General features: G+C 47.8%; 15 protein-coding genes. 2 read left to right on the forward strand and 13 right to left on the reverse strand.

The features are described from left to right. Positions 1 to 183: 183 nt before the first annotated feature. Positions 184 to 1,476, reverse strand: a complete 1,293-nt coding sequence (locus ONB37_14140) for a hypothetical protein (GenBank protein ID MDZ7401298.1) — start codon at positions 1,474 to 1,476, stop codon at positions 184 to 186. A gap of 99 nt (positions 1,477 to 1,575) precedes the next feature. Between ONB37_14140 and ONB37_14145 the strand changes: the two genes are divergently transcribed. Then, the gene (locus ONB37_14145) at positions 1,576 to 1,785 is read left to right on the forward strand and encodes a hypothetical protein (GenBank protein MDZ7401299.1); all 210 of its coding nucleotides are present in this window, start codon (positions 1,576 to 1,578) and stop codon (positions 1,783 to 1,785) included. 232 nt (positions 1,786 to 2,017) lie between these two features. Continuing rightward, complete coding sequence (locus tag ONB37_14150) at positions 2,018 to 2,806, forward strand: caspase family protein (protein MDZ7401300.1); 789 nt, start codon at positions 2,018 to 2,020, stop codon at positions 2,804 to 2,806. Positions 2,807 to 3,033: 227 nt separating this feature from the next. Here ONB37_14150 and ONB37_14155 read toward each other — a convergent pair whose 3' ends face one another. From ONB37_14155 to ONB37_14210, 12 genes are all read right to left on the reverse strand, one after another. Beyond that, a complete protein-coding gene (locus ONB37_14155) occupies positions 3,034 to 4,563 on the reverse strand; it encodes a TolC family protein (protein ID MDZ7401301.1) in 1,530 nt (509 codons plus the stop codon). Between the two features lie 250 nt (positions 4,564 to 4,813). Continuing rightward, complete coding sequence (locus ONB37_14160) at positions 4,814 to 7,909, reverse strand: efflux RND transporter permease subunit (protein MDZ7401302.1); 3,096 nt, start codon at positions 7,907 to 7,909, stop codon at positions 4,814 to 4,816. 434 nt (positions 7,910 to 8,343) lie between these two features. Further along, complete coding sequence (locus ONB37_14165; GenBank protein MDZ7401303.1) at positions 8,344 to 9,522, reverse strand: efflux RND transporter periplasmic adaptor subunit; 1,179 nt, start codon at positions 9,520 to 9,522, stop codon at positions 8,344 to 8,346. Positions 9,523 to 9,708: 186 nt separating this feature from the next. Continuing rightward, positions 9,709 to 11,034, reverse strand: coding sequence for an MFS transporter (locus tag ONB37_14170; GenBank protein ID MDZ7401304.1), 1,326 nt, complete (start codon positions 11,032 to 11,034; stop codon positions 9,709 to 9,711). Between the two features lie 50 nt (positions 11,035 to 11,084). Beyond that, a complete protein-coding gene (locus ONB37_14175) occupies positions 11,085 to 11,660 on the reverse strand; it encodes a DNA-3-methyladenine glycosylase I (GenBank protein MDZ7401305.1) in 576 nt (191 codons plus the stop codon). 139 nt (positions 11,661 to 11,799) lie between these two features. Then, the gene (locus ONB37_14180; GenBank protein ID MDZ7401306.1) at positions 11,800 to 12,684 is read right to left on the reverse strand and encodes an alpha/beta hydrolase; all 885 of its coding nucleotides are present in this window, start codon (positions 12,682 to 12,684) and stop codon (positions 11,800 to 11,802) included. Between the two features lie 544 nt (positions 12,685 to 13,228). Beyond that, positions 13,229 to 15,550, reverse strand: coding sequence for a CHAT domain-containing protein (locus tag ONB37_14185; GenBank protein ID MDZ7401307.1), 2,322 nt, complete (start codon positions 15,548 to 15,550; stop codon positions 13,229 to 13,231). 276 nt (positions 15,551 to 15,826) lie between these two features. After that, positions 15,827 to 18,430 carry a PorV/PorQ family protein gene (locus ONB37_14190; GenBank protein MDZ7401308.1) on the reverse strand — a complete coding sequence of 868 codons (2,604 nt, stop codon included), beginning with the start codon at positions 18,428 to 18,430 and terminating at the stop codon, positions 15,827 to 15,829. A 39-nt stretch (positions 18,431 to 18,469) separates the two neighbouring features. After that, positions 18,470 to 21,652, reverse strand: coding sequence for a hypothetical protein (locus tag ONB37_14195; protein MDZ7401309.1), 3,183 nt, complete (start codon positions 21,650 to 21,652; stop codon positions 18,470 to 18,472). Between the two features lie 728 nt (positions 21,653 to 22,380). Next, entirely contained in the window at positions 22,381 to 22,821 is a 441-nt protein-coding gene (locus ONB37_14200) for a V-type ATP synthase subunit K (GenBank protein MDZ7401310.1), read from the reverse strand. Between the two features lie 303 nt (positions 22,822 to 23,124). Next, positions 23,125 to 24,894 carry a hypothetical protein gene (locus ONB37_14205; GenBank protein ID MDZ7401311.1) on the reverse strand — a complete coding sequence of 590 codons (1,770 nt, stop codon included), beginning with the start codon at positions 24,892 to 24,894 and terminating at the stop codon, positions 23,125 to 23,127. Further along, positions 24,891 to 25,505: a V-type ATP synthase subunit D gene (locus ONB37_14210; GenBank protein ID MDZ7401312.1), complete on the reverse strand. Its 615-nt coding sequence runs from the start codon at positions 25,503 to 25,505 to the stop codon at positions 24,891 to 24,893. Before ONB37_14210 ends, ONB37_14205 begins: the two co-directional genes overlap by 4 nt. Between the last annotated feature and the right edge of the window lie 8 nt (positions 25,506 to 25,513).

The raw sequence follows: 25,513 nt of genomic DNA on the forward strand, positions 1-25,513 counted from the left end.
GCCACATTTTGATGATTTATCTATCTCTGGACCAATGTATTTAGCTCCATGGCCCAAGAAAAAGCCGCTGCCTTGCGAGATCAATCATTTCTGAGGTCGGGCTAATTGATCATCATCTGCCAAGAAAACGTGGATGAATACTTCATTACTTCAGGTATCCAAATGCCATTTCTTTGCACCACCTCAATATGGATCCACACGCTCCCCGGTCGCCCTCAATTGAATCTTGATTGGCAGTAGGCGCGGTCCAAACTTAGGTCTGCCTTTGACGACCTGCTCCCATAAATCTTGGGGGATTACCACTTGCCAATCGGGACATGTATAATTGTTCCAATCGCTCCCAAAGTATTTTTCTGTATAAAAATCCACTACACTTTGGAACAACCCTTCTGGCACTATGGAGCGGTCGTTCGGATCGATGGCGTCATATTCCTCAAAAAAATCTTTCATGTATTGTTCAATATCCATGGTGGTGCTTTGGTGGACGGTATAGAATAGATTTTGAACCAATAACCATAACACTTCCAGCTTCTTCTGAAGCCAGGTTTGCTTGCCAAAGATTCGGAGAGACGAACGGACCAACTTAGGATACAGTGTCATGAAATAATCGATCAACTTGGCATTGTCTTTCAGATTTCTGATCTGCTTTCCCAATTGAATGCCCAATTTGTCTGAGGCACGATCCTCGATGGTATCGGCGCTGGTGGCATATCCCCACAGCAAATTGGTCAAAAGCCTGAGGTAATTCCGCTCTCGCATGGTCACTAACCACCGTTTAGTTCGCAGCTTCCGCTGCGCGATTTCAGTTGCCTCGGCGCGGCGATCGGCTTGTTCTGTATCATAAAGATAACTGACGATCGAGCAATTAAAAAAATGCCCCAAATCGATGAAACCGCCATTGCTCGTGAACACAAACCGATTGAAAAAACCAGTTTCTGCTTCAGGTTCGCCGATGGCAGGACAAAACGTCCAGGCCAGCGCCACCAGATTGATCAGGTTATCCACTAAAGGGACAATAGCGTTGAGATTCCGCTGATAAAATTTCCGAGCGATTCGCCAGCCAAAGGGCCGTTGCTGCTCCAACTGTTCAATCTTCTTTCTCAATTTCAACTCAAGAAAGGGCAACACGATAAAACGATAATGCGCTTTGATTTTGTCACTATCCTGTTCCAAATTCAACCAGAAAAAAACATTGAACAAGTTGCCGAGCGAAGTGATCAACGACTCATAGGAAATTGAGACCTCATCCAGATGGAGCTTTTCCAGTCGGGTTCGAATCGCTTCTGGAACCAGCGGACCGATTAACGTTTTAAAAACGAACAATCGATCGGAACGAAAGTGTCGAATACTTTCTAAGGCCTGATGCATGGCGTCCAGAGCAGCCTGGGGGCCAATGATGTATTCAATTTTTTCTGGAAACCTGGGGCGAATATCGAGTTGGGTTGAGGAGGTTCCAGCGCGCATTTTGGAGGACATCGTAACGCTCCTTTTTTTTGATGTGAATCATCGAGTCTTATAATTTATCTCGTCGCCAATCCTTGCTGTGCGCCCCATAAAAATGCAGATGAAGAAGATATGGATCTAAACTTACGCGATCAAACCAGACCCGATCAATTTGGTAAGCTAAAATCAAAATGCGAAGAAGCGATGAATTTCGAAAGCCAGCTATGGGATTTTTTCCATTCAGCCATGAAATTGGTATTGAGCGAAAGCGGCTCCCAGATACTAAAGGTGCAAGCGAGTCGATCGATTATCGGCGAGATGTCCGAATATTTCTGCTCCTGATTTCGGATTCGCTCATTGATGTTCCGTTCTATCATCATTTCGGAAGATGATCGCGCTAAAAATGTAGCAATTGCTTTCATAAAAATCAAGCAAAATTTAGGCTATGATGATTTTTGCGCTTGACATTGAAAAAGAAATCATATAAATTGCCTTAGAATTCAGAATGATAAAAGGAGCTGTCCGTAATTGGTTCTGGGAATTTATAGGCACAAATTTTGGAGGGATGAATTAAATGAGTAAGCGGGCATTGTGTTTGGGGATCAATGACTATCCCTACAAAGACATGGATTTAAAAGGGTGTGTGAACGATGCCTTGGCCTGGGCTGAGCTGCTGAGTGATCATTTTGACTTTCCTCGTACTGATGTAAAAGTCCTTCTCAATGCAGAAGCGACCAAAAAAAGGGTTATGGCGGCGTTGAAAGACCTATTGGCCAAGGCCCAGGCGGGTGATGTGCTGGTGTTTGCCAATTCTTCTCATGGAACGTATTTACCAGACAAAGATGGGGATGAGGATCGGTATGATGAGGCGATCTGTCCTTTTGATGTCGAAGATCAAGTGATTGTGGATGATGAGTTGCGAGAGTTATTTGCCGATCTACCCCGTGGCGCAAAATTGACTGTGATTTCGGATTCCTGCTTTTCGGGCACGGTCACGCGCATTCTCGTTCCGCGAGAGCGACGATGTCGCTTTCTCAACCCATCGCTGCGAGGGGTTCCAGAACTAAAAGACTCGATCCGTGCCAAGCCAAACCGGTATCAAAAATATCCCGAATCGATGATGAAAGAACTTTTGATCAGCGCTTGCTCTGATATCGAGTATTCGTATGAGGCGAACATCGGTAACTGCCATCATGGAGCAATGACTTATTTCGCTCTGGAGGCGATTCGGAATGCCAATTATCACCTCACCTATCTTGAGCTGATCAAATATGTTCAAAAAAAGATGGTGGAATTCGGCTTTCCACAACATCCTCAATTAGAAGGCAAAGCTGAAAAGAAAAATCAGTTGATGTTTGTGTGATTGGTTTCTAATATGAAAATCGGGTCCAGCAAAAATGGGGTCATTCCGAGCGCAACAAGGGATCTTGTTAGAAATTGCAATTTGGATTGAGGAAGTGCCTGCATGCTTAGGCATGAGATTTTACCAGTTGATAAAGATTTAAAATAAGAATTGATTAAAGTCGGACTGAAACAGCTTGTTTTGTACCCGATTTCATCTGAAAAAGACAGATGGAATTGTTGGATGAACTATTCGTATTTCGATGGATCATCGATTCCTCTCCGTTCCAACAGCGTTCCTTCCATGAGGTAGAGGTTTACCAGCGCATTGAGATAAGCCACCATGGCACGGGCTTCGTTGAGCTGACTGGCGATGAGATCGCGCTGGGCCTGCAGCACCAGAAAATTGGTCGATTTTCCCACCCGAAATTTCTCCAGTTCAGCATCGAGCTTTTTAGTCTGAAGCTCGCGGGCGACTCGAGTGGCTGAAATTTGTTCGCGCGAGCGAAGCACCTCGATATAGGCCGACCGAACGTCCCATTGAACCAATTGTTCCATATTATGCAAGGCCAATTCCTGTTGCTCCTGACTGTACTTGGCTCGTGCGTATTGAGCAATTGCCTTGCGATCGGTTAACGGGAAACTGAATGACAAACCCCCGTTGATCTCATAGAAAGGACTTTGGACATCGGGGATGGCTTCGCGAAAAGTTTTGGAATAGGTAGTTCGGCCCAGCGTAATGAAAAAATCCAACCGTGGCAATAAACCATTTCGGGTCCGGGCAATTTCAACGTCACCTTTTTTAAGCGAGAGGCGAGCCTGTTTCAAATCCGGGCGATATTTCATGGCCAATTGTTCGTGGATTTCCAGTGCATCGAGCGTATCGGTTGGAACAAAGGGTCGATCGAGCGGCCAGGGCACGGTGTTCCATGAAGGGGTCTGGGATGGATTGAGAAGATAAAGCAAGCGCAGCCGAGCTTGCTCGTAACGGCTCTGGGCATCGATCAGCGCTTCCTTGCGAGTAGCTACTTCGGCGTGAACCGCCGCCAGTTCCAGCTCCGGCAGCTTGCCAACAGCCACCCGTTCCTGAGATTCTTTTAGCTGTTTGTTGGCCAGTTCCAACGATCGCTGCTGAATGTTGATCTCCTCTCGGGTAAGATAAAGGTCCCAATAAGCTTTCTCAACGCTGGCAATTACTTCCTCTGCCACACGACGCAGCTCTGCTCGCGAGATCTCATAATCGAGCCGGGCACGCCGGAGGCTGGCCAAATTAGCCCCAAGGCCAAAACCTTGTAACAGCGATTGCGTAATGGTGATCCCAACGTTGCCTGAGTATTGATCCGTATAAATGTTGGACAGTGATGTGCTCATCGATGCATTAGCCGAAACGGACGTCCCAAATGGCAGGTTCTGAGAGAGCCCAGCGTCGTACTGCGAGCGATCCGTAACCAACTCGAACGGTTCTGGTCGCGATCCGAGAAATCGTTGTTGTTTGGTCTTGGTCTTATTGATGGAAGCTGAGATGGTCGGGTCGTAAATCGCACCTTGCTCCTTCACCACCGTCTGGCTGATTTTCGGGGTCAGCCGCTGAATGGAGAGGCTTGGATTGTGCTCCAAGGCGGTTAAGATTGCTTCCCTGAGATCAATTTTCAGGGTATCGGCCGATTTCAATTGCTGAAAAGGGTTTTGATCCCCAGAATCATCCGCAAGTGCCAACTCGAATATGAGCGACGCTGAGAACATGATCAGCATAATTGTATTCAATGCTCGTTTTTTCATTGTTCTTTCCAATCAAAGGTTCTTATGAGAAAATCAACGTTTGTGGCAATGTGCTCTTAAAGACAAGCTGATTTCGCATGTGCAGCGCCATCAGATCATCGCTTCCATCTGTATGATGCTGATTCTATGAGAGCAACGCTGTACCATGAAAATGATGTGCCAAGAATTTTAGATTATATTTCACTGACCAAATTTTCAGTTTTTCGGAATTCAGAATGAGATCGGATTCGCGGTTTCGTCCAGCAGTTGCTCATGCGCTCTTATTTTTCTTGGTAAAGATTTTCTGCTCAAATATGGAATAGACCACTGGGATAAGCACCAGAGTGATAAGGGTTGAGCTGAGCAAACCGCCGATCACAACGCGCGCCAGCGGAGCCTGAGTCTCCCCGCCTTCACCGAGACCGAACGATAACGGCAGCAATCCCAAAACGGTCGTCAGCGTGGTCATCAGAATGGGGCGGAGACGCCGCGAACCTGATAAGGTAATCGCTTCCATCAGTGCCAAGCCCTCGTTGCGCCGCAACTGGTTGGTATAGTCCACTAACAAAATTGCATTATTAACGACAATGCCGGCTAACATGATACATCCGATAAAAGCCTGCATGCTAAAAATGGTGCCAGTTAGGATCATGGTGAGAGCGATTCCAATCACTGCCATAGGAATCGAGAAGAGCACCACAAATGGATCGCGCCAGGATTCGAATTGGCCAGCCATGACGAGATAGACGAGCAAGATGGCCAACGCGAAACCGAACATCAGTTCTCGAAAGGCCTTCTGTTGTTCCTCGTAATCGCCGCCGAAGGTGATGGCGAAATCTTTGGGCACTGGGATTGCACGGAGCTCCTTTCGAATATCTGCGATGACTGAACCCATGTCCCGGCCAGTGAAATTGGCATTGATGGTGATAATGCGTTCTTGATCTTTGCGTTCGATACGCACTGGACCTTCTTGGGGCACAGCCTCAACCACATTGCGCAAAATGATGGGTTCGCCGCGGCTATTGACCACGGTGAGATCCAACAAATCAGCAAGATTTTTTCGATCCTCTTCGCTTAATCGAACCAAAATGCGATATTCCTTTCCAGCATCACGGAAATAGGAGGCCGCTGTGCCACCGATCGCAGTTTGCAGCGTATTGCCGATGCGCACCACCGAAAGCCCGAGATCGGCCGCTTTTTGTCGATCAATACGAATCACTTGCTCTGGGCTGCCTTCCTCGCGGCTGATTTTGGTATCGGTAATCCCAGGGACTCGTTTTACGACTTGTTCTACCCGTTGCGCCAGTTCATGGGCGGTCTTAAGGTCATATCCTCGAATTTCGACACTGACATTATCTCCAGCCGAACTCCCCATTCTCAAAATAAATAATCCCTGACCAGCACGAGTTCGAACCGTAACGCCAGGCAATCCGACCAGCTTTTTGCGCAGATCATTGGCGATCTGCTCGCTGCTACGCTTGCGATCTTTTTGAGCAACCAATGCAACTCGCACTTCGGCCGTATGCGCACCAGATGAGCCCCAACCACCACCGCCGACCCGCGTTACCATCGATGTCATCTCAGGCACTTCTTGCTGAACGATCCGCTCTACCGTCCGTGCGGCTTGATCGATCACATCCAGTCGGGTGCCCACCGCCATCTCAAGATTGACTCTCACCTCGCCCTCGTCCGCCGCTGGCATCAACTCCACACCAATGAAACGGATCAAGAAAACTGAGATGATAAATAATCCCAAGGTGCTGAAAATAACCACGCGGCGATGACCCAAAGCCCATTTTAAAATTTGACTGTATCGTTGTTCGACGCGTCGAAACGTTTCCTCGCTTACCGCATAAATTTTGTGTAGCCAGTTTTCACCAGAATGGTGTTCAGCGGGCTGATAGCGAAGAAACCTTGACGCCAGCATGGGGACCAAGGTCAACGCGACGACTAATGAACAGAGTAACGAAAACGCAACGACAAATGCCATCTGCTGGAACATGATCCCGGACATCCCGCGGAGAAAAACTACTGGGAAGAAGACCACGATAGTTGTCAGCGTGCTGGCAATGATCGCCGAGCTCACCTCCGAGGTGCCGATCAATGCACTGGGAATTGGGCCGGCCCCCTGTTCCCGATGGCGATAAATATTTTCTAAGACCACAATGGCACAATCCACCAACATCCCAATGCCCAGCGCCAGCCCTCCAAACGTGATGATGTTGAGGGTGAAACCGCCAAAATACATCAGCCCAAATGTGGCAATGATCGAGATCGGAATTGCTGTGGCGATGATGCCAGTGCTGGAGATATTGCGCAGAAACAAAAATAGGATGATCACGGCCAAGATACCACCGATCAATGTCGACTGGCCAACGTTGCTGATGGATCGCTTGATATATATCGATGTATCCATCAATGGGATCAATTTAATTTGTGGAATATCTTGATTGATTCTGGCTAGTTCTGCCTTGACCGCTTCGGCCACGGTCACTGTATTGGCCCCAGACTGCTTATTGACCGAGATGCGCAGTCCGTTTTTGCCATCGATGCGGACATAATCGCGAACTTCCTGCCATGAATCGGATACATCGGCTACATCACGGATCAGGATCGGAGTGCCCTGTTTTACAGCAACCACGGTCTTTTCAATTTCATCTAGGGTCCGATAATCCCCTTGAGTGCGGACCAGCACCTCCAAATTGCCTCGTTGATAGAGTCCAGCAGGTATATTGCGATTCTCGTTGCGCAGGGCATTGATAATTGCTTCGGTCGAGAGTCCCAATGCTTTCAACTGAGCGGCCTTGAGATCGACGTGAATTTCCCGCATCAAACCGCCCCGGATATCAATAGCTGCCACGCCAGGAACTCGCTCCAGCCGATATTTTACTTGATCTTCAACCAGTTGGCGAAGATCCAGTGGATTCATATTGCTGGAGATTCCGATCATCATAATCGGGAACGCGGAGAGATCGAATTTTCTGATCATGGGCCGGGTGATATCCTCGGGCAATCGTCCCATCACCCGATCGATGCGATCACGAACGTCATTAGCGGCAACATCCAAATCGGTCCCCCAAGCGAATGACACTCGCACCGAGCTGGTTCCTTCGCTCGAACTGGAGGTGATTTCCTCCACTCCCTGCACTGCAGCAAGTGCTTCCTCGATTGGACGCGTCACCAGCTCTTCCATCTCCTGAGGACCTACGTTACTATAATTGGTTATCACTGAAATGGTTGGATATGTCACCTCTGGCATCAGATCAATCGAAAGACGCCAGAATGAAACAATCCCCAACGTAATGATGACCAAAAAAATGACAGTCGTTAATATCGGACGTTTCACGGATCCTTGTGCAAAATTCATACGGTATTTTCCTCTGCTAACATTTATTCATGATCATGCCAGGCAATTTCAATCATAAGAAGCGATCGATGAGCTAACATTATAAGCTTAAATTTGCATCCAGCAAATCAGATCGATTTTTGATCCCCTAACCTCGATTTAGGGATCAGCTCCAGTTCTTCAAATTCTTCCTGTCGACAAAATCAAAACACTCAGATTGAATTGCCATGCTCGTTAGCGAGCTTGAAGGCATCTTTTCCTAATTGATGTTGGTATTGGTTATGAGGGATTCCTACATTCGTAGGAATGAAAATATCGAATCAGATTTCGATTCTTGAAACAAGAAATTATTATTCCTATTTCCCTGGATATCCCTGAGATTAAAAGTAGCCTTATTTGATAACATAGCTTTGGGCTCACTGACCAAGTCTTTCAAAATCGGGAATGAATGGGAGCTATTTTCGCGATCTCGGCTCTGGAGCGCGTTGATACTGTTTGGGCAAGATCACCGGGCTACCGTCTTCCAGTAGGTGTTGGCCCAAAGTCACGACTAAACCGCGAATCTGAGGGGCAATGATCTCGACTTTATCGGGCGTGACAATTCCGACTTGCACTGGAACTTGTTTTGCTATTGCGGCGCTATCTGGAATGACAAACACCACATTGGTGCCAGCCCGATTGACCAGAGCCTGACTTGGGATCCACTGGGCGCTGTCTTTTGCGGCCAGCACCACGCGCACCTTGGTGAACATCCCAGGTTTGAGCAAAAGGGAATCATTCACAACCTCGACTTCCATTTTGGCGACGCGAGAGGCCTCTTGAAGCATAGGAGCGACTCGCAAGACCTTCCCAGTAAAGATCTTATGGGGGTAAGCATCGACTTGTATTTCAGAAGGTTGACCGATTTTCACTCGCCCATAAATCCGTTCGATGACCGTCGTCTGCACGATCACCGTGTCAATCCCAATGATGGAAACGACTGGTGCATTGGGCGCCAGCAAACTGCCCACATCCACATAGCGCTCACCAATGAATCCCGGCTCGGTGGCAACCAGCGAAGTGTAACCCAAGCGGATAAGCGCGGATTTCAAAGCCGCTTCCCGTTGTTCCACTTGAGCTGTGGCCAGTTCCAGTCGCGATTTCTGGGCCGTGAAATTGGTCTGAGCCATGTCCAACTCGGCGGATGAGGCAATCCCTTTCTCCTGCAACGACTGCACCCGCTCCAGATCTTGCTTGGCCAGCGCAAACTGGCTGGTGGCCTCGCGCAACGATGCCTGGGCAATCTTCAAATTCGCCTCGGCTTCGCGGACTGCCTGCTGATACTCCGAATCATCGATTCGTGCTACCACCTCTCCTCGCTTCACCCAATCCCCAATGCGCTTCCGAATTTGAACGACCCGTCCCGAGACCTTCGGTGCAAGAATATATTGGTAGATCGGCGTGACCGTCCCAACAAAGGTCTCCATTTCTTCAATGTGCCCATAGCGAACACTATCCACATCGACCGCCACCGGTGGTCGAGCGAAACGACTCGATCCTTTGTTGGAATCTTTGGTCATCAGCAGAATAATGCGCCAAAATAAAAATGCTAAAAACAACGCCCCAATCACCATCCATACTCGTTTCTTTTTCATCGATCTTTTCCTTCACATCGTTCGTCCCAGCGACAAGATATCGCCTGAATTGAAAAAAGCCTAATTATGGTTTCGCTAAATTCGCGCAATCAGCTTTTATTGAGAGTGCTCCGCTGACTTGCCTCGATTTAAACACTTGAAACGAACAAAACTTTCGAATATGTGCAAATATCTTTAGATGCAATGTCATTCGGATCGAATTGAAGTTGCTTTGGGATGAATTGCTGAAGCGATATTGGGGATAATCCCCAGTTTCTCATAAATGGGCCTCACCATCATTCGAAGCGCTGGGAGTCGAATGGAGAAAACTATTGCACCGATTATGCAGCACAGCCCTCCGATGATCAACGCATTCGGCGCGCTGAATTTAGCTGCTAACGCCCCAGCGAGCAAACTTCCGAACGGCGCCATGCCAATAAGGGCCATGGTATAAAAGCTCATCACACGACCCCGCTTCTCTTCATCGACGATGGTCTGAAGGATGGTATTGCTTGCAGCCATTTGGACCATCATCGCAAAGCCGACCATGGTTATCAACATGATGGAAAGCCAAATTTCTCGGGACAAAGCGGTCAAAATCAATCCAATACCCATCATGCCGGCTGCGCCACCGATCCATTTTCCCAGTCCAAGTACGTTCTGCCGAAACGCCAGCGAAAGCGCACCTATCAGTGCTCCAATTCCTGCTGCAGTCATCAAATTGCCGAAGAGGAGCGGCCCTCCTTGCAGAATGTCCCTGGCAAAAACCGGCATCAATACGACATAAGACATCCCCATCAAGCTGACCAGGCTTAATAGCAGCAGAATGGCGCGGATCGGTGCAAAGCCAGAAACATAACGAAAGCCCTCGGCAAGATCGTGAAAAAGCCGACTGCTGCGATTAGGGATTGGCGATGCCTGGAGCTGCATCATCAAAAGCGCTGCGATAACTGCTATATAGCTGATCCCATTGATCAGAAAACAAATCCCTTCGCCGACCCAGGTGATCAATATTCCCGCAAGGGAAGGCCCGATCATCCTTGCCCCATTGACCATCGACGAATTCAGGGCAATCGCATTGCTCAAGTCCTCCTTGCGGTCGATCATTTGAATCATGAACGACTGCCGAACCGTCAAATCAAGTGTGTTGATGAAACCCAGAAGTATGCTCAGCACCATGATATGCCAGATGGCAATCTGATCGATCAAAATCAATATCGCCAGGGACAAAGCCTGTGCCATGGCAGCTACCTGGGTGTACAATAATAGGCGATGGCGATCGAGACGATCGACCAAGACTCCAGCAATGGGGGCGAACAGAAAAGCTGGCAATTGACCCGCAAATCCTACCAGTCCGAGCAAGAATGCGGAATCCGTTAAGCGATACACCAACCAGCCTAATGCAACTCTTTGCATCCAGGTACCAATTAACGAGATGCTCTGTCCGATAAAAAATAGTCGGAAATTCCGAGAGTTCAATGCGCGAAGCGCAGATTTGAACGTGATGCGTTTCTGTTCAGATTTCGAGTTCACTTTTTCATGCGACTTGAGTTGATAGCAAAGTTTATAACGTAAAGATCAAATTAAGCAAGCGATGGATCGATCAACTGCGAATGGCGAAAACAGCTTACCAGGTGATCGTTCACCAATCCGATCGCTTGCATGTGAGCATAAATGATGGTGGATCCGACAAATGAAAAGCCTCGCTGCTTGAGGTCTTTGCTGATCCGATCCGACAAATCGGTCCGTGTTGGAATTTCGGACAAAGCCTTCCAATAATTCACGACGGGCTTACGATCGACAAAACTCCAGATGTAAGCATCAAAGCTGCCAAACTCCCGTTGGACCTCTAAAAAGCGCTGGGCATTGTTGATGGCCGATTCGATCTTTTTGCGGTTACGAATGATGCCAGGATTTGCCAACAGCGCTGAAATTCTGGTTTCATCGAATTGCGCCACTTTGGATGGATCGAAATAGTCAAATGCCTTCCGATAATTTTCCCGACGTTTCAAAATCGTCAGCCAGCTTAATCCTGCCTGGGCTCCCTCCAGCACCAGAAATTCAAAGTGTTTCCGATCATCATGTACCGGGACGCCCCATTCTTCGTCATGATATTTGATGTACAATTCATCTTTGCCCGGCCAGGGACAACGTTCCATTTTGTTCCCTCATGATTTTTGCAGTGAAATGAAGCATTTTTTGATCAGCAATCACAGATCGTTCCGTCCACACATCCTATCGCTTTAGATATCTAAACGAATCTGGTTCGTTTCTTCAAAATTCGTGCATAGAACCTGTTTATCGAATCGACAGAATCTCTGAAAAGATCTCTCTGGTACGGGTGAGCGCCATAAAATGTCCAGCTCCCTCGATAAAGTGCGCTTGGGCATGTGGCAAATGTTCGAGATTGAATCGAGCAAGCGGCAAGGGGACGATCGTATCGGCTGTGCCATGCCAGATCTGCACCGGGAATTGAATTTCTTCTAGATCAAATCCCCATGGTTTGCAGAGGATGCTCATATCGCTGACCACACCCCGACTTCCTTGCCGAAATGCTTGGCCGACATCGTTTTTGAACATTTCGGCGATCGCTGGCTGGGTGAGCAATATTTTATCTGCTGATGGTAAGTCTGCCACCAAATATTCGAAGGCCCGATCGAATCGCGATCGAAAAATCCAAAATAGCAGGCCAGCCAATTTATTCAGCATAACGGGATGGCGATGAGCAAGGCGAAACAATCGTTTCATCCGCGGATTGAGTTGCGCGAACAGCTCAGAGCGATCCAATGGTGACAGGCTGCTGACGATCGCCACGTTCCGAATTCGATCTGGAAGGCGAAAGGCACAAGCCAGCGCATACGGTCCGCCGCTTGAAATACCAATGCAATCGAATCGTTCGATTCCAAGTCCATCGCAGAAGGCGCGCACATCCTCGGGCCAATCCAATAAGCTCCGATCTTTTTGATAGCTCGATAGCCCGGTCCCGGGCCGATCAATCGCATAGACACAGATAGATAGTTCGATCAGAAGCGAAAGATCGGGGTTGCGCTGCAATCGAGATCCGGGGATGCCATGAAAGAAAAGCACAGGCTGTCCGATTGGATCGCCGTATACAGCGTAGCCGAGCCGCTTCCTATCTTGTAATTCGAAAATTTCATTGTCACGCAGGACGAGATCAGTCATAGAGTTCTTTCCCTGATTAAGAATTGAATACGAGGAAAATTTCATCCCCGAGTTGATATTCCAGAGACATCCTTTTGGCAATTTTGTCTGCGAAATTCGCTAATTCATATTCCGACGAGGCAATCCAAATTTCAAGTTACAGCATTCGCTATGTGACTATTACCGATTTGAAAGGTTTTCGAGTCTGACACATAGCGGGCAGTTTTGAGGGATAATATTAACATTTACCCCAGAGACAGCATCCAATAGAATAGGAGGTCGGATGCGTTTGAGATTATCTATATTCCGATATCGAGAAAAATTTGACCATGAATTGAGCAAATAGTTCCAGCGGTATTAGAAATAATTTTTCTGTTTGAGGCAAATTCATTGGAATACCGTCTCTCAAAAAATAGGCATTGAGCTGTCATTTATTCATTTGGTATCGATTAAATTTCAACGAAGTAGACTACTTTACCAGGTGAGCGACCGGTCAGTTTTTTTCAGTTTTCAGACAGAGTTATTTGAGGGGCATTTTTCGATCGGTGGGTGTTTGCCATACAGCCTAAAAAATCACGCCGTCATCTTTGCGCATGAACAGCACTGGGATGCCCCAGTCGATGCGGCCGCTTTCCAGATTGACAAACAGCCTTCTTCGTGCCTCGTCTACCGCGCGATCCACCTGATGTGTTTCAGCCAGGGTGGTGTAGAAATGCTTGGCGAACATCAGCGCGCTGGCATCAGGGATATTGAATTGCATGGCGACGACAGCCGGGATACCGATTTTCACCAGGCCGTGGGCAACGCCGAAAGAGATATCAGAATTCGCAATAGTGGCCGTTTGGCAGGCATTCAGCACCACAAGTCGTACCTGAGCCCCATCCATCAGCGTGCTGAGACGTTCGATATTGAGCAATTCTGGTTTTCCATCTTCTGTTTCAAATACGAGACATCCGCCTCCCAATGCTTCACAATAACCACCATGTCCGATAAAATGAACGATATCCACGCGATGTGTCAATTCACGCTCTAAACCAGCCAAAGTGGCTGGTTTCAAAAAGCGAATCCGGAGCAAATCCTGTTTGACCAGCTGTTTCAGTGCTTGCTTGATTAAATTTTTCTCTTGCTCAGCGGCGATAGCAGGATATTGCGGGTCGGACGGATTGGCGATGATGACCAGCATCCGCAAAGGAGGACTGGTAGTCACTTGCGCTAAAGGATTTTGCACGGCCAAGAAGCGGGTGATCAGCACATTGCGCTGCAGCGCTAAGAATTCGTGGGATTGCTCGCGATCATAGAGAAATTCCCACGGATAGCATGCCAGATCAGGGGCATCGATGCGGAGCTTGATGCGCAATGCAGTTTTTTGGCTGAAAGCAATGCCCAGGCTTTTCTCGAACTGATCGCGCAGTCTGGGCTGGAATAGCGAATTGAACAAATGTCCACCAAATTCTTTGAGCTGCTTCATATCGAGCTTGAATTGCTGAGCCATTTGTTCGCGGATTTTGTTGATGGTCGATGGCTTCATGGTAAGTTTCATCTCCGCAGAATCTTCGCCAGCGGGGCTTGCGATCAGCGTGAGCGGATAGCTATCGCTTTTCGCGGTTCGGGGATTAATGGCAATATAGAAATCCAGTGGCAGTACTGGTCGTTGGATGGCCTTGCGATGCCAGCGATCATGGTATTTTCGAGTGACCTGATGAGAAAAAATCAAGATCAAAAACGGGACGATTATATAGAATTTCATCCCGAAGCGAAAGCCAAGTTTCGCAATCAGCAGCATCATGCCTAAGGCAATGAAGTAAAAATACCATTTGTTCGCCCATGAGAATTTTTCTCTGAAGAACAGCATGGCAATGATACTCAGAGTCAGTAATAAAAACGCCATGGACAGGCTTTCTAAAATAGCTTCGCGAATGAATTGGTGGTTTAATATCTGGCTGATCAGGCTTGCATAAACGTAAAGATTTGGGTAAAAGCTGAAATGAGGGCCTGGTTGTTGCTCTTTTGGCTCTGTCGCGTTGCCGATTAACACCAATTTGTCTCTAAATAAGGGATCAGCTCGGTCGATATATTGCAGCGCTTGGCTGAATGAGATGCGCTTTGGGGCTAACTCCTCTGGCGGAATAAAGTTGATCAGAGTTTGACAGCGGTTATTGATGGGAATCGCCCAGCGATATCCGTTTTTTTGTAAGACAATCTGATCGTCCATTAAAATAACCCCAGTTTCGAAGGGGATATCTAGATAGGTCATGACCGCAACAAGCGGCAAGGATGGGTAAAGCGTCTCATTATAACAGAGGATCATTGGGAAGTATTGATCATCGCGGTAGGCGATATCGGTGCTCGTCGTCACAGCACCGAGCAGCCGAGTGGCATCGAGGAGTCGCTGCATCGGTAACAGGGCGCCGTAGACGATTTGGATGAAATGGTCTGCCGGCAGGGAATGATTGATGTGCAATTGAAATCGATCTGGAATACTGGCGTGTTTTTCAGCATTCATAAATGCGATGGCATGGATCACCTTGTCGGCCGCAGCTTGAGTGGCAGCAATCAATGCTGCATCCTGAGCCGAATCTCGTTCGGTAATGAATAATGCATCCAATGCGATCACTTTGGCATCAAGCCGATGCAAACCAGCAATCAATCGGGCGTATTCGGCTCGTTCGTATGCTTGCTCGCCTTCGTCAATTATCAGCAGATGTTCATGTGGTCTTGCTGTCGGAACAAAAAGCTGAAAATAGCAATAGGTCTCCACTGTCTCATAAAGTCCATGAACCCAGGGGATTTCGAACAGCAACCCGAGCAGGATGCTGCCGATGATGAACGCCAGCCAGCCAACCAAAAAGGTTTTCAGCTTTATTCCAAGGATTAACTTTGGTTTCATGAGATGCTCAGCTTCGAATAATCAAATCAGGTGGAGTCCTTCCGCCCGTTGGCCCTGTGCATCCGCGGAAACGCCCGAATGGAGATCAGTTGTCATTTTAATCCGTCAGTTGAACATGCGTATCTAACGAAGCGATTAAATGGCGAAATTAGGTCATTCTGAAGCGCGAAGCGCCGAAGGGTCCTTTGGATAAGCGCAAATCGCTTCGGTCGCGCATCATGATATTGCGCCTTTAGTTAACGGCCATGGCCAATGAGTGGATGGGCGAAATCTGGCTTACTTCATTTCGGCCCACCAGAGCAAATACCCGCGGTCTGGATCAGGGCCGCGCTTAACTGCTCGTTGCTCCAGACGAGCCCCTTTGAGTGGCTTATTGAATAAGTGCTGCGCTGCACTGGTTCGGATGAATTTTGCAATTGCCGACATTTTCTGTTTGAGTTCGGATTTAAAATCCGCCTTATCTGCCCATTCGATCGACTCTTTTGGGATGCCTATCAGATCCATTGCTGACTGGGCGTCGCTTTTTAATAGATTAAAAGCTTGCTGGAGCCATTGCTCTGATTGTTGTTGGAGCTTGAAACTATCCCCAGTTGCATCCGACTTCCAGAGCTGATATAAAATGGCCAAATTCAAGGCAGTCCCAGCACTATCGGGTTGAAGAGCGGCTGCTTTGCGATAATGCTGCTCAGCCGATGGATATCCTCCTAAGATCGCTTCAACATTGCCGAGATTATTAAGCGCTGCGAAATTCTGGTTGTCGCGATCGAGCATTTTTAAGAACTGCTGCTTGGCTTCAAACAAAGAATCTTGTTGTGCCAAAATGATCCCCAGCTTATTGCGCAATTTCAAGTTGCCGGGATTTTTTTTCAAGGCCTCCTGATAGCGGCCAACAACTGTGACCGTGCGCAAATTTTCAATGGCGCTGAAATCGTTACCCAGCAGATGTTGCAGCTCGCTGCGATCTGGGAGCGCTGGGACTAAAGATTGCAGGTCCTGAGGCAAAGCGCTCAGGTAGATGCCCTCCACATCGCTGACCATCACGATTTGAACTTCTCCCTCCTTCAAAGCTGTGCGATATTTCCGTCCCGCTTCCTGCCACGCATTCAGAAACGGCTGGCCGATCCATGTCACTTCCACGGGAATCCATAGGGAATTATTTCTGACCACGACGAGCGTATCGCCCACGGGCAAGACTCCCCAATTCCGAGCATGAATGCCCGAATCGAACATCAATGTAATATGGCCTGGCATACTGAGCAGAGCTGTTCGGATGCCGCAATGCTCCAACAATGAGGCGTAGAGCACAGTGAGATCGTCACAGTCGCCGCATCGCTGATCTAATGTCTCCGCAGGATATTTGATGTAATCCACCTGCTGGCGATCGGCACGAAGTGACGAGAACGGGTTATCGGGATCTTCCCGATATTTCATGCCGATAACTCCTAAGGCATCGAATAGGGTGGCGGCTGTGTAAATATTACCCAACTCGAGCTCCGAACGATAGGGCAATTCACTGGTGGCTGCCATGGAAAACAGCCTAACCATCCGATCCATCCGGGTAATGAAGGCCGCCGCTTTGCTAGGATCGTCCCAAGTGGTAGCGCCGCGACCGTAGAGCAGGAACTTTTTAGTGGCTTCAGCAAATCTGTTTTCATTTTTAAGGGTGTATTCTGCCCGAATTTTCAACTGGCGAAAAGCCGACTCACGTTGCTGCAGCACGGCCTCAGAAAGAACCACTTTAATATCGAAACGCTGTTTTTCAAATGGTCGAATAACCAGGCGTTCCTGAGTCGGTACATCGGACAAGCCAGGCACGGTGATGCTTACTGTCATTGGAAGCTCTTTGTCAAAATCATTGCGAATGGTGACGCTTCCAATTGGTTTGTTGGCATAGGTCTTATAAAATGAAGCATACATGTCGTCCAGCTCAATATCTGATAATTTGACTGGCGAGACCGTGGTGAACAGTCCCAGAGAAAAAACATGGGTCGGTGATAGGGTAGGGGGAATGATATAGGCGTAATCCAATTGAGTACCAAGATAGGGGAGTTTCAAACTGGTACCGAAGCTATAGGTGTTTGGTTCTTTCGTTTGCAAGTCTTTTTGGATTCCAGCTCGAACTGCCAGGTGTTCCGCTAACCAAGCCTCAACGCCGAGGTGAACCCGATCGTCAATATCCAGGGCGAGCAATGCCTCGTTCAATGAAAGCCATTTCATCCGAATTTGTTCTGGAGGAAAGAATGCTAATCCAAAGTGAAAATTCTGCGGAAAAATTTTTTCGGCCTTGCTGGATCCCGAATACCTCACTGATGTCCCATGCAAATCATATCCCATAATGCCAAAGTTAATCTGCCTCAGCCACTGGTTCGGCGCCAGTTGCAAGCAATACAAACCTCCCAAATCGAATCCAAAACCATTGGCTGTAGCGATCATATAATTATCAAGGCTGGAACTGATGTGCACATATTTCAAATTCATCCCAATGAACAAGTTTTTCATCACCTTGGTGCCCAATGAGAATGTAGCTTTGCTTTGAAGAAACTGTAATTCCGGATCATCATAGCCATAGTGAAAATAATTTAAGCCGAGGATCTGGCGATCGGTAATGGGGTACACGAAACTGAGATAAGCGTTCTTCAACCCCGAGATGTTATAAGGATTGGCAAACATGCTATTGATTTCCATGTGGCGCAGGGACGGCAGACCGGCTGGGTTCCAATACGCGGCATTTCCGTCATCGGCAATAGCGACAAAAGTCTCACCGAGGCCCAAGGGCCTTGCGCCGACAAACACCTGATTCCGCGCTTGAGCATTCAAATGGGTTGAACTAACTGAGAAGCTATAAAACGTCAGGAAAATGATGAAAATTTGCTTTTTCATTTTTGTCTCAAAATGATGAGAAGCTCGTGCCATACCGTATTAATATTTGTTCGAGATCACTACGGTTTTGGACTCTAATTTGCCCCGAGCTTGAACCGTAACGATATATAAGCCGCTGACACAAAATTCGCCCCATTGATCTTTGCCATCCCAATATACCACGTTGCTGCCATAGGCCATCCATTGGTTTTCTGTCAGGTAGCGGACGAGTCGTCCAGCGGCGTTATAAATTTTGATGGTCACAGGCGCTTGCTCGCCCAAGTCGAACGAGATGGCGGTTTGCGAGTCATACCCGCCCCCTTGGGGTGAAAAGATGCGCGGCTGACAATTGACATTGGCAATGGAAACCCGAACGCCCCGCGTTAAATCGCAATACAGCGCAAAAATGCCCAGCGTCGTGCTGGCAGTCGTAATCTTCTTTTCGTCACGCGAGATCGTCCCACCCAGTCGATGCCAGGATTTTGTCGCTGGGATGAAGCGATAGATACCGAGGGCATTGATCAGGCTATCGTTGATTGACAGATTTCGAAAGTTGATCGATAGGGTAATTGGTTTACTGAGTACGAGATCTGTTGGCGCTAATTTATAACAGCCAGCAATGAATTGAATCTGTGGGCTCTGAATTAGATCGGAGGAAGCCAGGGTCGTATCTTTGACATAAATCTGACGATCTCGCTCCAAAGCATTCGGAGGGACGTACAGCGTGATTAGTGCAGCGGCACTGCCCAGCCGGCCGCCATGTGGGGCATGGATGGCCTTGCACGCGCTGACGATTTCGACCGGCACAAATTCCTGGCTGACATGTTCCAATTTGTCGCGGCCCAAAAGATGGAGCCAGTAATTTCCATTGGCTAAGCCTTCAGTATGCCAGATCGCCAGTGTATCGTTTCGAATTTCGCGACTTTGTTCTTGCTTGTAACTGAATCGGTCGTCAAACCATTGTGGTGATTGTTGTATCACCGCATAACGGAGTTGAAAACTTTCGAGATCGCGGCCTGGAGAGTTATCGTATGCAGACCCAATGATGGCGACATCGCCAGCAATGACATCCTGGGAGCGAGGGGAAATAATCGTAATCGTGGGCGGCGTAATATCTACCTCAAAGTTCCTCGTCAGCGGTTTTTCAGCCACGTTACCCCAGGCATCCCGTGGCAACACACTGAAGCTATAACGACCATTCGTGGAAATGGTCGGCGTGACAATTGTTTGTTGCTGAAAATCTGATGAGTCGCCTGAGATCATGGCTCGAGTGGAATCAAACAAATACCAGGCAAATTTCACCCGGCCGAGTTCATTGCTGCGATCGATTCCGCTAAACATGAATAGCGGATTGGAAATGCCGATGAGTTCATCCTGTTGTGGCGCTACGATGAAAAACGCCTTGGGCGGCTTGCGATCTGGCCGGAGCCGGCTTAGGCCGGCTTCTTTTGTCCCAAACCAGAGATCACCGCTGAAAGATTCGACGATCGCAGTGATAAAATCTGATTGCAATCCGCAGGTTACCGAGAAATTGGCCCATTCCCCTCGATAAAAACGGCTGGCCCCTGAGCTCGTCCCGACCCAGATTGCGCCATCAGATGATTCGTACAGCGCATGGATCGATTCTGAAGCCAATTGCTCTCGGAAACTGGTCCAGACACCCTCTTGAAGTCGTTTCACACCTTTCTCATAAGTGCCAACCCATAGGGCGCCATCCGAAGCAACCAATAGCGTGCGAATATCATTGTCTGCCCAGCTCCCTGGGACCGAAACCTTGGTCATGATGCCGTCTCGATATCGGGTTAGACCGTTCGCAGTGCCAAACCATATTGCGCCATTTTGATCCTCCACAATAGCAGTGACGAAATCGCTCGATAGACCGTCGCTTGTGGTGAACCATTGCCATTTCCCTTGATAGTAATAGCTTGCACCTTTTGCGGTAGCGAACCACAGCTCACCGCGCGAGGTGGCAAGCGCGGCATTGACCTGATTGCTGCTCAAGCCGCTTTCTTTGGTAAAATTTTGCCAAACACCTTTCGCTAAACGGCTCACTCCGCTATCCGTGCAAATCCATACAGCCTGATCATAGGCTTCGATGATGGACCTCACTTTATTATTCACTAGGCCATTAGCTTTTGTAATTTTGGTCCATTTGTCTTGCGAAAATCGACTGATCCCCGCGGTCGTTCCTACCCAGATTGAACCATCTGATGTCTGCAAGAGTGCCGTGATCGAATTGCAGATCAATCCATTTTCAGATGTGAAACATTGGCAGAGAGCTGGCTGCAATCGGCTTACCCCACCAGAAATGCCTAAGCTCCCGATCGCGCTGAACCAGATGGCCTCATCGGCTGATTCGACAATAGCAGTAATGTGATTTGCCACCAAGCCATCACTCATCGTGTAGTTTTTCCAACTGCCATTTCGATAGCGACTTACACCATTCGAGGTACCAATCCACAACGATCGATCTGAGGCTTCAGCGATTGCGGTGACATTGTCGCTGACCAGACCGTTGGCTGTAGTGAACGTTGTCCAAGATCCATTTTCATAACGACTCACGCCAGATGAGGTACCGAACCACAACGCCCCATCCGAAGCCTGTAAGATGGCGGAGATCTGATTATCGGCCAAGCCCATGTCCGCAGTAAGCGTGGTCCATTGCCCGTTACGAAATTGGCTTACTCCCGCGCCATAGGTACCGAACCACATTGTCCCATCACTCGTCTCCGTGATAGCGAAGACACGATTCGACGCCAATCCATTGCTGGTGGTGAAACGCGACCACTGGCCTTGAAAGTAGCGGCTCACGCCTCCTCCATCGGTGCCGAACCATAAGGCGCCGTCGTGCGATGAGAAAATCGCCCGAATTGGATAATTTGGCAAACCGTTGTTTGGTGCAAAGTTTGTCCACTGGCCAAAATAAAAGCTGATGGCCCCCGCATCGCTCCCGAACCAGATTGCACCATCTCGGGCCTCACAAATGGCATGGATATTATCATTTATGAGTCCAGCGCGAAACTTGGTCCATTTTCCCTGATGAAAACTGCTAATGCCATAAGCTGTCCCAAACCACAGGGTCCCATCAGATGCCTCCAGCATTGCGTTCACAAAATCGGATGCGAGCCCATCCGAGGTACCGAAGCGGGTCCAGATGTCCTCAGATGGTTGTGCAAAGTTCAATTTGGATAAACAGAATAGCAGGAGGATCAATATAGGCGATTTTATTAGCTTGTAAGTCATACCGCGGTTCCCGCCAATCAGTAAGTTTATGGCTGAACATAACCAAATTTATTTTCGTTGTTCGACTCAGCCGCTGCCCCAAATGAAAAAACGCCGAAGCTCTGTTTCATCTTTCAAGCGGCAGTCCCCAGTGGGACGATAACTTAAAGGATGAGAATGAAATACCAGAAATTGCACGTTTCGTCTGAGGTAAAGACTTCGATATTTCTGTTTAATCGCGAAACCGGATGATTCTTAGTCTCTAACCCAATTGATGGAATTCCAATGTTCAATAATCAGCAGAAACAATTCCAGCATCTATTTTTTTATTCAACCAGAGTAGTTTCCAGGTGAGTTAATGCAGATGTTTGCGAGAATTAAATTAATCAATTTATATCAGAAAGTCAATGATTATTTCGCAGAAGGAAAAATTTTGCCGGCCAATGATCGAACCACCCAATGAAAAGATTGCTCTGCAACTACTGATTGGATGATATGCGCATGTCAGATCTGGGGGTCAGAATAAATGAAAAAAAGCTCCCATGAACCCAAAGTTCAATGAGTTCGCAGGAGCTTTCGATACCCAAGAAGATGTTGCCGAGTTCAAATATGCATCAATAAAATATGGCTTAACGAATTGAAAGATTCAAAATAAACCAGCCATATTTGGTCTGAATCAATTTTAAAAACCCTCGATTGATGCGTCAAGGCATGAAGCGATGTAAAATAGGGCGATTATTTATATTTCGTTACATCCTCGGTATTGCTGTCATGGTGAAAACCATCACAAACAGCGCAACGGTCTCAATAATTCCCACAACCATCAAATAATTGCCGAATCCTTTGCCCGTCTCTGCGAGCGCGTCAGCGCCCTTAGCAGCGGCCTTGCCCTGCATTATCGCTGAAATACCGATCGCAAGACCAGCGAATGCTCCGAGAATGATCTGGTGTAAATAGCTTTCTGGTGGTAGATTGGCGCCCCGAATGGCGTTGCGCAGGATCATCCCATAAATAGTCTGAGTAAGTGGCGCACCGGCAAAGGCAACGAGAATGAACGGCGCCGCTTTGTTCTGCATGAATGCCCTCTTCCAGGCACCGATGGCCGCCATCCCTGCGATTCCTGTTCCTAATCCAGATCCAATTGCCGATATCGCTAATGAAAGACTCATATCCCCAAATCCAGGTATCATGTTATTGCTCCTTTCCAATCCACGATTTATTTTTGTTTTTTGAGTTGAGTGATATTATATAAAGCGATGATATACCCGTTTCGATTTATAAATCAAACTAGTGAATTGTTTCCCGATTGCCGAAACGATCAAAAGCAAAACAAACCTAGTTTAGCAATAATTTCTCCTGCATCATTTGGCTATCTAAAATTTTCTGATTGTCAGAGCCTGAGACCAATTTTCACGTCCATAGGAACTTGATGCGGGACCATGGCCGACAGCCAGCGAGATTCAATTTTGCGTAGATTATGGTGAACCGCCATGTCATTCTTTAAACGGGCGATAGGGCTTCCCAGTCCATTGCACCCCGACATGCCCCGAAAATTCTAACATATTCAGTCGCACGCCATGCACGAGGATCGACATGCCGCAGAGGATCAGATTGATCGCGTGTCCAAGGAATAGAATGATCGCCGCGATGATGCCACTCAGGACCGAATTGATCCCTGAACCAATGGCCATTTCATTGAAACTGGTCGCGACAATCACCGTCGCTAGCCCGACGGCGAACAATCGGATGTACGAAACGATGTCAGAAAACGAACTGATGATGCTGAGCGGCAAGTTTCCCAGGGTGATCAATATCCCTTTGATGAAATTTTTCTGGAAATTGGCGAACAGCAATATGATTGAAGCGCCGGAAATCAATAATGGCAGCGTGGCCTTTGACAGTTCCCGTCCTAAAACGATGTTATTGGCGATGAAATAAACAGCCCATAACACCAGAACCCATCCGATGTCGGCCAAAGCTGTGATTGAATTGCTCTTCTTGGCCGCGCTGAGCAAATGACCGATACTCAAATGGATCGCACCGATAGTGAACGTCAACTGCATGATCAAACTGGTGGAATTGGGGTTGAAACTGTTGATCGGTTCGATCACAAAGATTTTCAAAAAGGGCAATTGAGCAATTTTTTCCGAGCCGAACCAGGTTCCAGTTACCGCCCCCCAAATGATCGTTACGAAGCTAACCAAATACATCAAATAAAAGAATTCCCGCGAAGTAGATTTGGTCTTGCGATCGAATAAGAACGTTGCAATCAGGAACATCAATCCGTAACCCGCATCACCGACAATGAGGGCATAAAATACACTGAAGAACGCCAAAAACACCAGGCTGACATCTTGTTCATGATACCCTGGCAGTGTCCCCATGAATTTGAACAGTGGCTCGATAATTCGGATCCATTTTGGGTTCCGGATAATTGTTGGCACTTCGGTCGGGTCATCTGGATCGGCGATGATATAGCCCCAGCCTTCTTTCTCGGCAGTTTTTTGGATATCCCCGACAACATCGACAGGGCAGAAGCCCTGCAAATAAGCGATTCCAGCGTCTTCACCCATGCCATGTTTGACGCGGTTCAGTTCCAGTCGCTTGGTGAGATCTTGTCGATACGCCTGCAGAGCGGCTCGTGCTCCAGACAGTTGCCGCAACTGATGCTCGATTTGGTCGATGTCTTCTTGGAGCGAGGCGATCTTCGCTTTCACCCGATCGGGCTCAGCCATCGGGATCGGCTCTTCTTTTAAATCCAATTTGTCATCTGGGCTCTGGCCGAATAACGCGAGATGGAGTTGTCCATCAACTTCTTCGATGTAAAGCAATTTGTCTGCTGGTAAACGTTTCAAAAAGCTCTTATCAGTAATATAGAGGCGGATGAAAATGCCTTTTTCTTTCAATTGCTGGACTGATTGATAAGAGATCATCCCCCAGCGATGGTACCAGGCGTTAATGTCATTTAGTTCCGACAGCTCGTGCTGCAAATTTTCTTTCTGCCGATACAACGAAAGCGCCCGCTCAACGATCTCAGAAGCCTGGTCCAAGGTCATAGGCTGATCTGTCGAACCGTTAGCAGGAATTATTTGCAGCGCCCGCTCCACATTGTCCAATTTATTTTCTAGCGATTGAATATCTTCTGAGATCGGGGGTTTGACGTCCTGAATATGCAGCACTCCCAGCTTGCGCAATCGAATCAATGTTTCATCGCGGTGTTGCTGACTGGTCAGAAGCGTCACTTTTTTCATCGGGACGATCATACGGCGCTCACCTCTCGCTTCTTTTTCTCGATTTTGGCTTTGGCAATTTTGCCACGAACCACTTCCGCGGTCATCTGATCTCCCAGGAAAATTTGGATCACCCGGATATTTTCTCTCGCTTCTGGTATCTTCACTTCTTCAAACAACTTGATCCGCTGTATGGTTATCCGCAATTCCTCCCGCAGAATTTCCTCTTGTCGCTGAGTGATTTTCAATTCTGCCTGTCGTCGGATTTGATCTTTGACCACCGCAATCGCACGATCGATCCATAGAGGGGTTGTATAAAGATCATACTCTTTGTCCAGAAAAACAACCTCAACGAATGTGGGAATGTCGATGCCAGCAATATTTTCGGTATCGGTGGTAACCTCCATTACCTGGAGAAACTCATGCAGATCGACGTCCTCAGCGAACACATCCACCCATTTGGTCACTTCCGCAGTGACGCGATCCAGCTCTTCGGTCAATTTTTCAAGCCGGTTTTGGATCTGCCGGATCTCGACCAGCAATTGCTGCTTCTTCAATTCCAAGGTTGGCAAATAGCGGGTGAATCGTTTGAGATTGTCCTTTTGTTTCTTGAGTTCGTTTTTCGTGTACTTGATTTTCGCCATAGTGATCT

This window comes from candidate division KSB1 bacterium (assembly GCA_034506395.1).
Lineage (GTDB): Bacteria > Zhuqueibacterota > Zhuqueibacteria > Thermofontimicrobiales > Thermofontimicrobiaceae > Thermofontimicrobium.

Excerpts from the sequence above, each read along its gene's own strand:
- ONB37_14140 (MDZ7401298.1), bottom strand. The coding sequence starts at position 1,476 with ATGTCCTCCAAAATGCGCGCTGGAACCTCCTCAACCCAACTCGATATT.
- ONB37_14145 (MDZ7401299.1), top strand. The coding sequence starts at position 1,576 with ATGGATCTAAACTTACGCGATCAAACCAGACCCGATCAATTTGGTAAG.
- ONB37_14150 (MDZ7401300.1), top strand. The coding sequence starts at position 2,018 with ATGAGTAAGCGGGCATTGTGTTTGGGGATCAATGACTATCCCTACAAA.
- ONB37_14155 (MDZ7401301.1), bottom strand. The coding sequence starts at position 4,563 with ATGAAAAAACGAGCATTGAATACAATTATGCTGATCATGTTCTCAGCG.
- ONB37_14160 (MDZ7401302.1), bottom strand. The coding sequence starts at position 7,909 with ATGAATTTTGCACAAGGATCCGTGAAACGTCCGATATTAACGACTGTC.
- ONB37_14165 (MDZ7401303.1), bottom strand. The coding sequence starts at position 9,522 with ATGAAAAAGAAACGAGTATGGATGGTGATTGGGGCGTTGTTTTTAGCA.
- ONB37_14175 (MDZ7401305.1), bottom strand. The coding sequence starts at position 11,660 with ATGGAACGTTGTCCCTGGCCGGGCAAAGATGAATTGTACATCAAATAT.
- ONB37_14180 (MDZ7401306.1), bottom strand. The coding sequence starts at position 12,684 with ATGACTGATCTCGTCCTGCGTGACAATGAAATTTTCGAATTACAAGAT.
- ONB37_14185 (MDZ7401307.1), bottom strand. The coding sequence starts at position 15,550 with ATGAAACCAAAGTTAATCCTTGGAATAAAGCTGAAAACCTTTTTGGTT.
- ONB37_14190 (MDZ7401308.1), bottom strand. The coding sequence starts at position 18,430 with ATGAAAAAGCAAATTTTCATCATTTTCCTGACGTTTTATAGCTTCTCA.
- ONB37_14195 (MDZ7401309.1), bottom strand. The coding sequence starts at position 21,652 with ATGACTTACAAGCTAATAAAATCGCCTATATTGATCCTCCTGCTATTC.
- ONB37_14200 (MDZ7401310.1), bottom strand. The coding sequence starts at position 22,821 with ATGATACCTGGATTTGGGGATATGAGTCTTTCATTAGCGATATCGGCA.
- ONB37_14205 (MDZ7401311.1), bottom strand. The coding sequence starts at position 24,894 with ATGATCGTCCCGATGAAAAAAGTGACGCTTCTGACCAGTCAGCAACAC.
- ONB37_14210 (MDZ7401312.1), bottom strand. The coding sequence starts at position 25,505 with ATGGCGAAAATCAAGTACACGAAAAACGAACTCAAGAAACAAAAGGAC.